General features: G+C 67.2%; 16 protein-coding genes. 8 read left to right on the top strand and 8 right to left on the bottom strand.

Features of this window, described 5'->3' with window-relative positions:
* From AAHB17_RS11915 to AAHB17_RS11945, 7 genes are all read left to right on the top strand, one after another.
* Positions 1 to 1,827, top strand: a complete 1,827-nt coding sequence (locus tag AAHB17_RS11915; RefSeq protein WP_342130797.1) for a nitrite/sulfite reductase — start codon at positions 1 to 3, stop codon at positions 1,825 to 1,827.
* A gap of 19 nt (positions 1,828 to 1,846) precedes the next feature.
* Positions 1,847 to 2,224 carry a DUF934 domain-containing protein gene (locus tag AAHB17_RS11920; protein ID WP_342130798.1) on the top strand — a complete coding sequence of 126 codons (378 nt, stop codon included), beginning with the start codon at positions 1,847 to 1,849 and terminating at the stop codon, positions 2,222 to 2,224.
* A 19-nt stretch (positions 2,225 to 2,243) separates the two neighbouring features.
* Positions 2,244 to 2,981, top strand: coding sequence for a phosphoadenylyl-sulfate reductase (locus tag AAHB17_RS11925; RefSeq protein ID WP_342130799.1), 738 nt, complete (start codon positions 2,244 to 2,246; stop codon positions 2,979 to 2,981).
* Positions 2,978 to 3,925 (top strand): sulfate adenylyltransferase subunit CysD, encoded by a 948-nt coding sequence (cysD, locus tag AAHB17_RS11930; protein ID WP_342130800.1) that lies wholly within the window; start codon positions 2,978 to 2,980, stop codon positions 3,923 to 3,925. Before AAHB17_RS11925 ends, cysD begins: the two co-directional genes overlap by 4 nt.
* Entirely contained in the window at positions 3,925 to 5,247 is a 1,323-nt protein-coding gene (locus tag AAHB17_RS11935) for a sulfate adenylyltransferase subunit 1 (protein WP_342130801.1), read from the top strand. The genes cysD and AAHB17_RS11935 overlap by 1 nt, the downstream gene beginning before the upstream one ends.
* A gap of 110 nt (positions 5,248 to 5,357) precedes the next feature.
* Positions 5,358 to 5,687: a ferredoxin FdxA gene (gene fdxA / locus AAHB17_RS11940; protein ID WP_342130803.1), complete on the top strand. Its 330-nt coding sequence runs from the start codon at positions 5,358 to 5,360 to the stop codon at positions 5,685 to 5,687.
* A 62-nt stretch (positions 5,688 to 5,749) separates the two neighbouring features.
* Positions 5,750 to 6,850, top strand: a complete 1,101-nt coding sequence (locus AAHB17_RS11945; RefSeq protein ID WP_342130804.1) for an NAD(P)/FAD-dependent oxidoreductase — start codon at positions 5,750 to 5,752, stop codon at positions 6,848 to 6,850.
* 203 nt (positions 6,851 to 7,053) lie between these two features.
* On the opposite strand, the gene rplI is transcribed toward AAHB17_RS11945, so the two are convergent.
* The 8 genes from rplI to AAHB17_RS11985 all read right to left on the bottom strand — a co-directional run bounded on the left by rplI (position 7,054) and on the right by AAHB17_RS11985 (position 13,219).
* Positions 7,054 to 7,506, bottom strand: a complete 453-nt coding sequence (gene rplI, locus AAHB17_RS11950; RefSeq protein ID WP_342130805.1) for a 50S ribosomal protein L9 — start codon at positions 7,504 to 7,506, stop codon at positions 7,054 to 7,056.
* 14 nt (positions 7,507 to 7,520) lie between these two features.
* Positions 7,521 to 7,802, bottom strand: a complete 282-nt coding sequence (gene rpsR, locus AAHB17_RS11955; protein ID WP_342130806.1) for a 30S ribosomal protein S18 — start codon at positions 7,800 to 7,802, stop codon at positions 7,521 to 7,523.
* Between the two features lie 12 nt (positions 7,803 to 7,814).
* Positions 7,815 to 8,102 (bottom strand): primosomal replication protein N, encoded by a 288-nt coding sequence (gene priB / locus AAHB17_RS11960; RefSeq protein WP_342130807.1) that lies wholly within the window; start codon positions 8,100 to 8,102, stop codon positions 7,815 to 7,817.
* Between the two features lie 23 nt (positions 8,103 to 8,125).
* The gene (gene rpsF / locus AAHB17_RS11965) at positions 8,126 to 8,491 is read right to left on the bottom strand and encodes a 30S ribosomal protein S6 (RefSeq protein WP_342130808.1); all 366 of its coding nucleotides are present in this window, start codon (positions 8,489 to 8,491) and stop codon (positions 8,126 to 8,128) included.
* 142 nt (positions 8,492 to 8,633) lie between these two features.
* A complete protein-coding gene (locus AAHB17_RS11970; RefSeq protein ID WP_342130809.1) occupies positions 8,634 to 10,763 on the bottom strand; it encodes a sodium:solute symporter family protein in 2,130 nt (709 codons plus the stop codon).
* Positions 10,764 to 10,765: 2 nt separating this feature from the next.
* Positions 10,766 to 11,026 (bottom strand): DUF4212 domain-containing protein, encoded by a 261-nt coding sequence (locus AAHB17_RS11975; protein WP_342130810.1) that lies wholly within the window; start codon positions 11,024 to 11,026, stop codon positions 10,766 to 10,768.
* 157 nt (positions 11,027 to 11,183) lie between these two features.
* Positions 11,184 to 12,146, bottom strand: a complete 963-nt coding sequence (locus AAHB17_RS11980) for a Tim44 domain-containing protein (protein ID WP_342130811.1) — start codon at positions 12,144 to 12,146, stop codon at positions 11,184 to 11,186.
* A 116-nt stretch (positions 12,147 to 12,262) separates the two neighbouring features.
* Positions 12,263 to 13,219 (bottom strand): DMT family transporter, encoded by a 957-nt coding sequence (locus AAHB17_RS11985; RefSeq protein WP_342130812.1) that lies wholly within the window; start codon positions 13,217 to 13,219, stop codon positions 12,263 to 12,265.
* Positions 13,220 to 13,331: 112 nt separating this feature from the next.
* On the opposite strand from AAHB17_RS11985, the gene AAHB17_RS11990 reads away from it, so the two are divergent.
* Positions 13,332 to 14,120, top strand: a complete 789-nt coding sequence (locus AAHB17_RS11990; RefSeq protein ID WP_342130813.1) for an AraC family transcriptional regulator — start codon at positions 13,332 to 13,334, stop codon at positions 14,118 to 14,120.
* Positions 14,121 to 14,134: the final 14 nt, after the last annotated feature.

The raw sequence follows: 14,134 nt of genomic DNA on the forward strand, positions 1-14,134 counted from the left end.
ATGTACCAGTACAACGCATTCGACCGCCAGTTCGTGCAGCAACGCGCGGACCAGTTCCGCGACCAGCTTGAGCGCTGGCAGGCCGGCACGCTGAAGGACGACGAATTCAAGCCGCTGCGCCTGCAGAACGGCTGGTACGTGCAGCGCCACGCCCCCATGCTGCGCGTGGCCGTGCCCTACGGCGAGCTGTCCAGCGCCCAGGTGCGGGTGCTGGCCCGGATCGCCCGCGAATACGACCAGCCCACGGCCCAGATCTTCCAGGGCGCGGTGGCCGCGCAAAACCGCCTGGGCGACATCCAGCTGCGCAACGGCCAGGCCATCGGCAGCAAGCTGACCACCGGCTACGCCCACTTCACCACGCGCCAGAACGTGCAGTACAACTGGATTCCGCTGTCGGACGCCGCCGACGTGATGGACCTGCTGGCCAGCGTCAACATGCACGGCATCCAGACCAGCGGCAACTGCATCCGCAACATCACCAGCGACGAACGCGCCGGCATCGCCGTGGACGAGATCGCCGACCCGCGCCCCATCGCCGAGATCCTGCGCCAGTGGAGCACGCTGCACCCCGAATTCGCCTTCCTGCCGCGCAAGTTCAAGATCGCCGTCACCGGCGCCAAGGAAGACCGCGCCGCCACCGCCTGGCACGACGTTGGCCTGCAGTTGGTGCGCAACGACGCCGGCGCCCTGGGCTTTCGCGTGCTGGTCGGCGGCGGCATGGGCCGCACGCCGGTGGTGGGCACCGTCATCCGCGAGTTCCTGCCGTTTGACCAGATCCTCAACTACCTCGAGGCCGTGGTCCGCGTCTACAACCGCTGGGGCCGCCGTGACAACATCTACAAGGCCCGCATCAAGATCCTGGTGAAGGCCGAGGGTCAGCGCTACACCGACGAGGTGGAAGCCGAGTACAAGCGCATCGTCGAGCAGGACGGCGCCCCACACACCATCAGCGCCGCCGAATACGAGCGCGTGTCGGCCTTCTTCACCGCGCCCGCGCTGCAGCAGTGCGACCGCAAGAGCGCCGACGCCAAGATCGCCCACATCCTGCGCGCCGCCGCCGAGGACGATGTCGAGTTCGGCCGCTGGCTGCAGCAGAACGTGGCCGCGCACAAGAACCCCGACCTGCGCGCCGTGACCCTGTCCTTCAAGCGCCTGGGCCAGGCACCGGGCGACGCCACCGCCGACCAGCTCGACGCCGTGGCCGCCCTGGCCGACACCTACAGCGCCGGTGAAGTGCGCGTGACCCACGACCAGAACCTGCTGCTGCCCTGGGTCAGCTGCGACCAGCTGCCCGAGCTGTGGCGCGAAGCCCGCCGCCTGGGCCTGGCCAAGCCCAACATCCGCCTGCTGACCGACATGATCGCCTGCCCCGGCGGCGACTTCTGCGACCTCGCCAACGCGCGCTCCATCCCGGTGGCCGAGGCCATCACCGCCCGCTTCCAGGACATGGACGAGCTGCACGACCTGGGCGAGATCGACCTGCACATCAGCGGCTGCATCAACAGCTGCGGCCACCACCACAGCGGCCACATCGGCATCCTGGGCGTCGACAAGGACGGTCAGGAGTGGTACCAGATCACGCTGGCCGGCTCCGACGGCTCGGCCCTGAGCGGTGCGCCGGTGGCCGGCAAGGTGGTGGGTCCGTCCTTCGCCGCCAACGAGGTGACCGAGGCGGTGGAAGCCATCCTCGACGTCTACCGCGCCGAACGCGCCCCGGGCGAAAACTTCATCACCGCGCTCAAGCGCGTCGGCCACGACCCCTTCAAGGCCGCCGCCAACGCGGTGCGCGTGGCCACCGCCCGCACCCCGGCCACCGAGGCCGCCTGAGCAGGCACGGAGAACAGACATGCAATTGATCAAAGCCCAAACCGCCGCCTTTGAAGACGCCAGCGTGCTCCGCGTGGCCAACGACACCGACATCGAGGGCGTGAGCCTGGACGGCATCACCACCGTCGTGCTGCATTTCCCCAAGTTCACCGATGGCCGCGCCTTCAGCCAGGCCTTCGAACTGCGCCGCCGCCGCGGCTTCAACGGCAGCGTGGTCGCCACCGGCGACGTGCTGGTGGACCAGCTGCTGCAGATGAAGCGCTGCGGCTTCAGCGCCGCCGTGCTGCGCGAAGACCAGAGCCTGCCGGTGGGCGAAAAACTGCTGCGCCACTACCCCGCCTTCTACCAGGGTGACGTGGAGCAGGCCGCTCCCCTGTTTGCCCGCCAGGCCGCCTGACCGGCCAAGGACAGCCGCCATGAGCGCCATTGCCCTCTACAACCGCCCCTCGGCCAACTTCGACGCCAAGGTCGCGGCCAGCATCGCCCTGCTGCGGCAGAGCGCGGCCCTGCACCCGGCCCTGACCCAGGCCTCCAGCCTGGGCGCCGAGGACATGGTGGTCACGCATCTCCTCCACCTGGCCGGTGTTGAATCTGGCGTGTTTGTGCTGGACACCGGCAAGCTGCACGCCGAGACCCTGGCCCTGGTCGCCAAGATCGAGCGCCGCTACAACCGCAGCGTCGAGGTCTACCGCCCCAAGGTGGAAGCCACCATCAAGTTCGTCAAACACCATGGCGAAGACGCCATGTTCCAGAGCGTGGACCTGCGCAAGCAGTGCTGCGACATCCGCAAGATGGAGCCGCTGGCGCGCGCACTGGCCGGCAAGGACGGCTGGATCACCGGCCTGCGCCGCGAGCAGTCGGGCGCCCGCGCCGACGTGCCCGACGTGGTGCAGGAGCCCGGGCGCGTCAAGATCAACCCCCTGGCCGACTGGACCTGGGGCGATGTGTGGCACTTCATCGCCACCCACGCGCTGGACTACAACGAGCTGCACGACCAGTTCATGCCCAGCATCGGCTGCGCGCCCTGCACCCGCGCCATCGCGGTGGGCGAGGACTTCCGCGCCGGCCGCTGGTGGTGGGAAACCAGCACCAAGGAATGTGGCCTGCATGTGCAAGCCCTGCCCGAAACACCAACCCAAGGACAGCCGGCATGAACGCCCGCACGGAACCCCAATTGCTGCAAGCCCAACGCTCCGCCCTGCCCCAGCGCTCCCACCTGGACGCGCTGGAAGAAGAAACCATCTTCATCCTGCGCGAAGTCGCGGCCGCCTTCGAGCGCCCGACCCTGCTGTTCTCGGGCGGCAAGGACTCGCTGGTGCTGCTCAAGTGCGCCGAAAAGGCCTTCGGCGTGGGCCGCATCCCCTACCCGCTGCTGATGATCGACACCGGCCACAACTTCCATGAGGTGACCGATTTCCGCGACCGCCGCGCCGCCGAACTGCAGGCCCGCCTGATCGTGCGCAGCGTCGAGGATTCGATGGCCCGCGGCACCGTGCGCCTGTCCCGCCCCGACGAGTCGCGCAACGCCCACCAGTCGGTCACCCTGCTCGAAGCCATCGACGAGTTCCGCTTCGACGCCCTGATCGGTGGCGCCCGCCGCGACGAGGAAAAGGCCCGCGCCAAGGAACGCATCTTCTCGCACCGCGACAGCTTCGGCCAGTGGCAGCCCAAGGCCCAGCGCCCCGAGCTGTGGAACCTGTTCAACACCCGCCTGCAGCCGGGCGAGCACTTCCGCGTGTTCCCCATCAGCAACTGGACCGAACTCGACGTCTGGCAGTACATCGCCCGCGAGAACATCGAACTGCCGTCGCTCTACTACGCCCACCAGCGCGAGGTGGTGGAACGCCGTGGCCTGCTGGTGCCGGTCACGCCCATCACGCCGCCGCGCGAAGGCGAGACTGTCGAGACCCGCACCGTGCGTTTCCGCACCGTGGGCGACATCACCTGCACCTGCCCGGTGGAGAGCGAAGCCGCCACCGCCGACGACATCGTGGTGGAAACGCTGACCGTGAGCGTGAGCGAACGCGGTGCCACCCGCATGGACGACAAGACCAGCGACGCCTCGATGGAGAAGCGCAAGAAAGAAGGGTATTTCTGATGAACGCACTGAAATTCATCACCTGCGGCTCGGTCGACGACGGCAAGAGCACGCTGATCGGCCGCCTGCTGGTGGACAGCCGCTCGGTCCTGCAGGACCAACTGGCCAGCGTCACCTCCGCCGGTGCCCACGGCGCCGATGACGAGGTCGACCTGGCCGCGCTGACCGATGGCCTCTCCGCCGAACGCGAGCAGGGCATCACCATCGACGTCGCCTGGCGCTATTTCAACACCCAGGCGCGCAAGTTCATCATCGGCGACAGCCCGGGCCACGAGCAGTACACCCGCAACATGGTGACCGCCGCCAGCAGCGCCGACGCCGCCGTGGTGCTGGTCGATGCCACCAAGCTCGACTGGGCCGACCCGGCCCTCAAGCTGCTGCCCCAGACCCGCCGCCACAGCCTGCTGGTGCACCTGCTGCGGGTGCCCTCCATCGTCGTGGCCATCAACAAGCTGGATGCCGTCGAGAACCCGACCGTGGCCTTTGAGCACATCCGCGCCGCGCTGGAAGGCTTCGCGGCCGAAGCCGGCATTCCGCTCAAGGCGGTGGTGCCGATCTCGGCCCTCAAGGGCTACAACGTGGTGACCGCCGCCGATGGCTGGGCGGGCTACCAGGGCCCCAGCCTGCTGGACCTGCTGGAGCACCTGCCCAACACCGTGGCCGAAACCGAGCTGCCGTTCTCGTTCGCGGTGCAGTGGGTCGAGAAATTCTCGTCGTCCTCGGACACCTCCCAGGGTCGCCGCGTGTTCTGGGGCCGGGTGACCACCGGAGGCGTGCAGGTCGGCCAGACCGTGCGCGTGCTGCAGGGCCCGCAAGGCACCGGCCAGACGGCCACCGTGGCCCAGGTGCTGGACCACGCCCGCCAGCCCCATGCCGTGCTGGCCGGGCACAGCGCCGGCATCGTGCTGGACCGCGAACTCGACGTCTCGCGCGGCGACTGGCTGCTGGCCGTCGACGCCAGCGCCCCGGGTGCCGACGAATTCGACGAGGCCCCGGCCTCGCCCATCCCGGTGGCCCGCGAGGTGAGCGCCACCATCGCCTGGCTGGACAACGAGCCGCTGGTGCCTGGCCGCGTCTACTGGGCGCTGCATGGCCACCGTTGGGTCAAGGCCAAGGTGCGCCGCATCGTGCACCAGATCCACATCGAGACGCTGGCCGAAACCGACGCCACCCAGCTGCCGCCCAACGCCATTGGCGTGGTCGAACTGGTGCTGCAGGAGCCCATCGCCACCCTGCCCTACACCCGCTCGCGCGGCTTGGGCGCGCTGGTGCTGGTCGACACCGCCAGCCATGCCACGGCCGGTGCCGTGATGCTGCATTGAATGCCAACTGAGCCCCGTCGCTTGACTTCCATCAATCGGCGGGGGCATTGCGCACCTTGTCCTGCCCAAAACCCTAAAATCTGGGGTTTCCACCGATTTCGCTCTACACCATGACCCACGTTGTCACCGAAGCCTGCATCCGCTGCAAATACACCGACTGTGTGGATGTCTGCCCCGTCGACTGCTTCCGCGAAGGCCCAAACTTCCTGACCATCGATCCCGACGAGTGCATTGACTGCGCGGTGTGTATTCCCGAGTGCCCGGTCAACGCGATCTACGCAGAAGAGGACGTGCCGCGCGACCAGCAGCACATGACCAAGCTCAACGCCGACCTGGCCCGCCTGCCGGGCTGGAAAAGCATCACCAAGCGCAAGGCCCCATTGCCCGACGCCGACGACTGGAAAGACCGGACCGGCAAACTCGACCAACTGGTGCGCTGACACGCATCGAAGCGCGCAATGGGCCGGTCGCCCCACGAATCCGTTATCACCGCTGAACCCCTATGGACCCGAAATTGAACCAGCAAGTCATTGACACCGCCAACGCCCACGAAGGGCCGATCGAAGCCGACGCCGTGATCGTGGGCGCCGGCCCGGTGGGCCTGTTCCAGGTGTTCGAACTCGGCCTGCTGGAGATCAAGGCACACGTCATCGATTCACTGGCCTACCCGGGTGGCCAGCCGGTGGAGCTGTACCCCGACAAGCCGATCTACGACATCCCCGCCATTCCGGTGTGCACCGGCCAGGAACTGACCGACGCCCTGCTCAAGCAGATCGAGCCCTTCGGCGCGACCTTCCACCTGGGCCAGGAAGTCACCACTGTGCAGAAGCAGGACGACGGTCGTTTCTACGTCGAGACCTCGAAGGGCACGCGTTTCCTGACCAAGACCATCTTCATCGCCGCCGGCGTGGGCGCCTTCCAGCCGCGCACCCTGAAGGTGGACGGCCTGGAGCAGTTCGATGGCTCGCAGCTGTTCTACCGCGTCAAGAACCCGGCCACCTTCGCCGGCAAGAACCTGGTGATCGTGGGCGGCGGCGACTCCGCCCTGGACTGGACGCTGAACTTCGTGGCCGAAGGCCCGAACAAGGCCGAGAGCGTGATCCTGATCCACCGCCGCGATGGCTTCAAGGCCGCGCCGGCCAGCGTGGCCAAGATGCGCGAGCTGTGTGACCAGTACGAGATGCAGTTCATCGTCGGCCAGGTGACCGGCTACGAGGAAAAGGACGGCAAGCTCACCGGCGCCAAGGTGACCGGCGCCGACGGCGTGACCCGTGTCGTGCCCATGGACATGATGCTGGTCTTCTTCGGCCTGTCTCCCAAGCTCGGTCCGATCGCCGAATGGGGCCTGGAGATCGAGCGCAAGCAGCTGATGGTCGACACCGAGAAGTTCTCGACCAGCATCCCCGGCATCTTCGCCGTGGGCGACATCAACACCTACCCGGGCAAGAAAAAGCTGATCCTCAGCGGCTTCCACGAATGTGCCCTGGCCGCCTTCGGCGCCGTGCCCTTCATCTTCCCCGAGAAGAAGGTCTTTCTGCAGTACACCACCACCAGCCCCAAGCTGCACAAGGTGCTGGGCGTGGAATCGCCCGTTTTTGACTGACCAGATGACAGCATGACCCCGCCGCTGCGCGGATGTGATGACTGCGCTTCGCGCGATGACAAGACCCAGGTATCCGGGATACCTGGGTCTTTTTTTCATCCAGTGCATCCGCGTCGTGCCTGGCCGCGCAGCAGCGGCGTCACGATGTCATCAGCCCACAAAAAAACCGCCCGAAGGCGGTTTTTTTGTGGGAGCGTGAAGGCTCAGGCGGTTTCGCCCAGCACGGTCACGCTGACTTCGACGTTGACGTCGGTGTGCAGGGACACGTTCACGGTGTAGTCACCGACGGCCTTCAGGGGGCCGTTGGGCATGCGGACTTGCGACTTGGCAACGGCGAAGCCTTGCTTGGTCAGCTCTTCCGACACGTCGTGGTTGGTCACCGAGCCGAACAGGCGGCCGTCAACGCCGGCCTTCTGGGTCAGCTTGACGGTGATGCCGGCCAGCTTCTCGCCCAGGGCCTGGGATTCGGCCAGCTTGGCGGCAGCCACTTTTTCGAGTTCGGCACGGCGTGCTTCGAACTCGGCAATGGCGTTCTGGGTGGCACGGCGGGCGCGGCCAGAGGGGATCAGGAAGTTGCGGGCGTAGCCGTCCTTGACCTTGACGATGTCGCCGAGGCCGCCGAGGTTGACCACTTTGTCGAGCAGAATGATTTGCATGTTGAGGCTCCTTCTTACACGCGGTGCTGGTCGGAGTACGGCAGCATGGCCAGGAAGCGCGCGCGCTTGATGGCGGTGTTGACCTGGCGCTGGTAGATCGCGCGGGTACCCGTCAGACGGGCGGGGATGATCTTGCCGTTTTCGGCGATGAAGTCACGCAGGACATCGACGTCCTTGTAGTCGACTTCTTCCACGCCTGCCACGGTGAAGCGGCAGAAACGCTTGCGCTTGAACAGCAGCGACTGGGTGTTGCGCTTGGGGCGCTTGTCTTTGTTGAAACGCTTGGGTGCAGCCATGATGGAGCTTCCTTAGGATTCTTTGAATGCTTGAATGTGGAACACAACGCCTTTGTGGTTCCGTGCGGTCGTCAGAAAGCCGTCGAATTCGAGCGCGGTGTTCAGGGCGAGCCTGCTCAGTGTTTGCGCATCGGCCCCGAAAGCCACGGCTTTCAGGATCAGACTGACTTGTCGCTTGAGGCCCATCTCCAGCACATCGGACTGGTGCTCCAGCACCAGGTTGACGGCGGGCACACCGGCCGGGGTGTAGCGCAGGGTATCGACCTGCACCACCACGGCCGCGAGGCTCAGATGGTTCAACTGACGACGACCTTCACGGCCATTTACGCTGCGGTCTCCTGCTGTGCGGACTTGCGAGCTTCTTCGCGCTCGACGGTCTTCATCATGGAAGACGGGCCGGTGTCGGCCTTCTTCTTGAGGACGGTCAGGTGACGCAGCACGGCATCGTTGAACTTGAACGCGTGTTCCAGTTCGGCCATCACGGCCTGGTCGGCTTCGATGTTCACGCACAGGTAGTGCGCCTTCGACAGCTTGTTGATCTGGTAAGCCAGCTGGCGGCGGCCCCAGTCTTCCACACGGTGGATCTTGCCGCCACCGTTGGTGATCATGCCTTTGTAGCGCTCCAGCATGGCGGGGACTTGTTCGCTTTGATCCGGGTGGATCAGCAGAACGATTTCGTAATGACGCATGGACACTCCTTTTGGATGAGGCCGCCGTATCAGGTGGCGACTCGGGTTTCAGCCGCCCCCGGCGTCAGACGGGGTGCAGCAAGGGAAAGCCCATGATTCTAACAAATTCCCGGCGCCCTTCCAAGACAGCCCCGGCCAAGCCTCATTCGCGCCGCTCCGTCGCCTCGGCGCGCAGTTCCGGGTAGCGCACGTGGTCGACCAGCGCCTGGGCCCGTGCGGGCGGGCGTGGCGTCACCAGGCTCAGCAGCACGATGACGGCAAAACCGACCGGCACGCCGAACAGCCCGGCCGAGATGGGCTGTATGCCCCACCAGAGCTCGATGGGCGAGGTGACGCCGAAGAGGCCGCGCAGCCAGGGCTGGTTGAGCACCATGTAGTAGAAAGTCACGCCGACCCCGGCCACCATACCCACCGACGCCGCGAGGCCGTTGGCGCGCTTCCAGAAGATGCCCAGCACCAGCGCCGGGAAAAAGGCCGCCGCCGCGAACGAGAAGGCCGCCGAGACAAGGAACAGGATGTCGGCCGGCTTTTGCGCCGCGACGTAGGCGGCCGCCAGCGCCACGATGAGCAGCAGCACCTTGGAGATGGTGACGCGCCGCGCGGTGGAGGCGTTGGGGTCGATCATCTTGTAGTAGAGGTCGTGCGAGAGCGCGCTGGCGATGGTCAGCAGCAGGCCGTCCGCCGTGGACAGCGCCGCCGCCAGGCCACCGGCCGCCACCAGCCCTGAGATCACATAGGGCAGCCCCCCGATCTCGGGCGTGGCCAGCACCACGATGTCGCCGCCGATGGTGAGCTCGTTGAGCTGCAGCAGGCCGTCCTTGTTGACGTCGGTGATGGACAGCAGCGCCGGGTCCACCTTGTTCCAGGCCGACACCCAGCCGGGCAGCTTGTCGATGGGCATGCCCACCAGCACGTTGAACACCTCGTACTTGACCAGCACCGCCAGTGCCGGGGCCGTGAAGTAGAGCAGGAAGATGAAGAACAGCGACCAGGTGACCGACTCGCGCGACTGCCGCACGCTGGGCACGGTGTAGTAGCGCATGAGGATGTGGGGCAAGGCGGCCGTGCCCACCATCAGGCAGAACACCAGCGCCAGGAAGTTGCGCCGCGAGTGATCGAAGGCCTCGCGCGCCTGCGGGCTGCCGTCTGGGTCGCCAGCGTACTGCTGGGTGTGGGGCGGCATGCCGTTGAGCGCCTGGGTTTTGTCCTGCGCCACTTTCATCTCGCGGGTCCACTGGCTGCGGGCCGCGTTGGCGTCCGAGGGCAGGGCCGCCAGCGCGCGCTCGGCCGCTGCCACGGCGGTCAGGCTGGCATCGCGGTCGCGCAACTGTGCCAACCGGGCTTCGGCGCGGGCCTTGTCGGTGGCCAGCGCGGCCGCCGGGTCCTTGAGCTTGTCGCCCAGACTGTTGGCGCGCGCCTCGAACAGGCGGCGCACCTCCAGCTCTTTGGGGTCGGACGCCAGCGCCAGCTCCTTGGCCGAGACCTTTTCCAGCTGGTAGCCATACACGAGTTGGGGCACCGGCACGCCGGTCTGCTTGACCGACAGCCACACCACCGGGATCAGGTAGGCCACGATGAGCACCACGTACTGGGCCACCTGCGTCCAGGTGACGGCGCGCATGCCCCCCAGGAAAGAACACACCAGGATGCCGCCCAGGCCCAGGAAGACGCCCAGCTCGAAGGCCACGCCCAGCAGGTGCGAGGTGATCAGACCGACGCCATAGATCTGGGCCACCACGTAGATGAAGGAGCACAGCAGCGCCGCGCAGATGCCGACAAAACGCGGCAGGTTGCCGCCGTAGCGCTCGCCCAGGAAATCGGGGATCGTGAACTGGCCGAACTTGCGCAGGTAGGGCGCGAGCAGCAGGGCCACCAGACAATAGCCCCCGGTCCAGCCCATGATGAAGGCCAGGCCGTTGTAGCCCGACAGGTAGAGCGTGCCGGCCAGGCCAATGAAGGAGGCGGCCGACATCCAGTCCGCCCCCGTGGCCATGCCGTTGTACATGGCCGGCACCCTGCGCCCGGCCACGTAGTATTCGGCGGCGTCGGTGGTGCGGCTCATGATGCCGATGCCGGCGTACAGGCCGATGGTGGCGAACAGGAAGATGAAACCGATCCCGCGGCGCGACAACCCCAGTTGCTCCAGCCCGGCCAGCACCAGCACGAACAGCAGAAAGCCCAGGGTGTACCAGGCGTAGACCTTGTTCAGCTGGCGCTTGAACGCGCGCTGGGTGGCGCCGCTGCCGGAGCCTGTGCGGGGCAATCCGGGCATCTTCAATCCTCGAACTCGTCGACGCCATGCAGCACATCGAGGCGGTGCATGTACCAGGCGTAGCAGCCGACGATCAGCACGTAGACCAACAGCGCGCCCTGGGCGGCCATCCAGAAGCTGAAGGGCCAACCAAAAAAGCGAAAGCTCAGGTCCCGGGCAAAGTAGCTGACCACGAAGGTCACCACGAACCAGATCGACAACAGCACGGCCGTGAGCGCGAGGTTCTTGCGCCAATACCGCTCGTGGTGGGGGGTCAATGCCATCTGCTCTGTCTCCGGGCCGGTTGCTGCGCTGCTGCGCGCGCTGGCGCTAGCGTACCGCATGCCGGCCCCCTGCCCTGGCCAGACCACCGCCCAAAGACAAACGCCACCCGCGGGGGTGGCGTTTGACGCGCCCGGCCAGGCCGGGTCACACCACAGGTCAGCTGGCTTGCTGGATACCCGCAAGCACCCAGCCGCCGCTGCCCTGGCGCGGCTTGACCAGGTGCCACAGCTCGTCAAACGCCTCGGCCGGGGCCTGGGCCTGGGCCTGGGCCGCCTCGCGGATGGTGCCGGTGAAACGCACGCTGACCACGTAGCGCTGCGCGTCTTCGACGACCTCGATCACATCGGCGTCGAGCTGCAGCACCTCGGTGTTCTGCACGGCACCGGCGCGCTCGGCCATGTCCATCTGGATCTCGGCAAACATCTCGGGCGTGGTGAAGCCACGGATGTCGTCCAGGTTGCCGGCGTCGTTGGCGGCCTGCAGGCGGATGAACTGGACCTTGGCATTGCGCACGAAGCTGGCGACATCGAAATCGGCCGGGATCTTGCCGCCCACCGGGGCCGGCGCCAGGTTGGCACCGATCATGGAGCCGCCCGTCGGCGTGGCCGCCGGTGCGGGCATGGCCACCTCGAAGGCGCGTGCGCCCGGCTCGGCGCCACCGGCACCCGCGCCGGCAAAGGCGGTGCGGGTGCCCTGGGCACCCGCCTGCGCGGCGGCGCGCTTGCGCATGACAAAACCCACCACCGCCAGCACGGCCATCACCGCCAGGCCAATCATCAGCATGGAAGCCAGCTCATCGCCAAAGCCGAAATGCGAGGCCAGCGCTGCCAGGCCCAGGCCGGCGGCGATGCCGGCCAGGGGCCCCATCCACGAACGCTTGGGCTGTGCGGCGGCGGCGGTGCCGGCAGCCGCAGCGGCGGGAGCCGCAGGGGCGGCGGCCGAGGCTGGCGTGCCGGGCGTCTGCGCCGGCGTGGCCGTGGGTGCCTTGTCGGGGGTGGTGGCCTGCCGCTGCATGCCCACCGACTTGCCGCCGCCAATGCGGCGGGCGGCTTCGGCGTCACCGGCGCTCATGCCCACGCCCAGGGCCAGCACGAGAGCGATCACGGAAAAGAATTTCATGAGGGTGTCTCCATCGGAAAAAATTGAAACGCTGCCCAGCATAGCCGATTCAATTCACACAAAAAATCAGATAAACAATGAACCACCCTTCGAAAATACCGATCAATCAAGCCTTGTCAGGCGCGGCGTCCGTTCACCACCGAGGCCCCCGCTGACGCGCGGGGCCAGGCGCAGCGGACCCAGCCGTGCCCACTGACCAGCAGAATGCCGGCCAGCACCAGGCCGCTGCCCAGCACAAAACCCAGTTCGACCGGTTCGTCCAGCAGCCAGATGCCCAGCACGACACCGAACACCGGGGTCAGGAAGGAGAACACGCCCAGCGGCGTGGCCAGGTAATGCCGCAGCAGCCAGAACCACAGCAGAAAACTGGCGAAGGAGACGATCAGAACCTGGAAACCCAGGTGAGCCCAGGCGGCCGACGTGGCCTCGAAGCGGAACTGGCCCAGCAGCGCGGACGCCGGCAGCAGCAGGCCACAGGCCACCACCAGTTGGTAGAGCAGGGTTTCGCTGGCCGGCGCCGCCGCCAGGCGGGTGCATCGGATGGTGACCGTGGTCGCGCCCCAGGCCACGCCGCCCAGCAGGGCCAGCAGGTCGCCCAGCAGCACATCGCCGCTGAGGCCTGGCGCGCCGGGCGTGCGCCCCAGAAAGGCCAGCGAGATGCCACCGAAGGCCACGGCGATGCCCACCCACTGCAGCCAGCGCAGGCGCTCGGCCGGCAGTTTCCAGTGCAGGCCCAGGGCCGCGAAGATGGGCGCGGTGTAGAGGAACACCACCACGTGCGAGGCGTGGGTCAGGCGCAGCGCCTCGGCCACCAGCAGGTATTCAAGGGCGAACAACGCGCCCACCACCAGGCCTGGCCGCCAGCGGCCGGTGTGCAGCATCAGGCCTTCGCCGCGCGCCCGCATCAGCGCGGCCACCATCAAGCCGGCCAGGCCCGAACGCAGGCCCACCATCAGCATGGGGCTGATGTCGGCGGACACCGCCTTGAGCGAGATCTGCTGCAGGCTCCAGACCAGGCACAGCAGCAGCATGGCGCCGGTGGCGCGGGCATCCAGGGGAAGGCGGGTGGGCATGGTGAAAACATCCATCGAGAACGAAGGCGGCGATTGTGGTGTTGGCGCCTTTGCATCAGATAACGAAAATCCGACAATCGATACCGCCCCCCGGACAAGCCCGCCCCACCCCATGCCCCGACCCGCCCACAGCCTGCACCAGCCGCCCTTTCACGACGCGTTGCCCGCGCCCATCGTGTTTCGCAGCGCGCAGATGCCGGCCCACGCCAGCTTCCCGCAGCACAGCCACGCCTGGGGCGAGTTCGTCTATTCCTTCAGCGGCGTGATGGAGGTGCAGCTGGCCGATGAACACCTGATGTCAACGCCGCAGTACGGCGTCTGGCTGCCGCCCCATGTCGAGCACATCGGCCTGAACCGGCAGGCCACGCTCTACAGCTCGCTCTACATCACCAGCCACCTGTGCAAGGACCTGCCCGACACCACCTGCGTGCTGACCGTCAGCCCGCTGGTGCGGGCCATGCTGGAGCACCTGCGCCAGCACCCGCCCACCCTACCCCAGAGCCGGGCCGACCAGCACCTGCTGCAGGTGCTGGTGGAGCAACTCGAGCAGGCCCGCCGCGTGGGCAACTACCTGCCTCACTCCAGCGACACGGTGCTGGGCGCGCTGCTGCAGGCGCTGATCGAGGCCCCGGGTGACGAACGTTCGCTGGCCGAACTGGCCGCCGCCTTCCACAGCACCGAGCGCACCCTGAGCCGGCGCTGCCAGCGCGACCTGGGCATGTCCTTCGCCGAATGGCGGCAGCGGCTGCGCGTGGTCAAGGCCTTGCCGCGCCTGGAGGCCGGTGACAAGGTGGAGGCAATCGCGCTGGACCTGGGCTACGCCAGCGCCTCCGCCTTCATCGCGATGTTCCGCCGGATGACGGGGCTGACGCCGGACGAGCACCGGCGCGGGCGGGGCTGAACACGGAAGGATGC

This window comes from Hydrogenophaga sp. OTU3427 (genome assembly GCF_038440225.1).
Lineage (GTDB): Bacteria > Pseudomonadota > Gammaproteobacteria > Burkholderiales > Burkholderiaceae_C > Hydrogenophaga.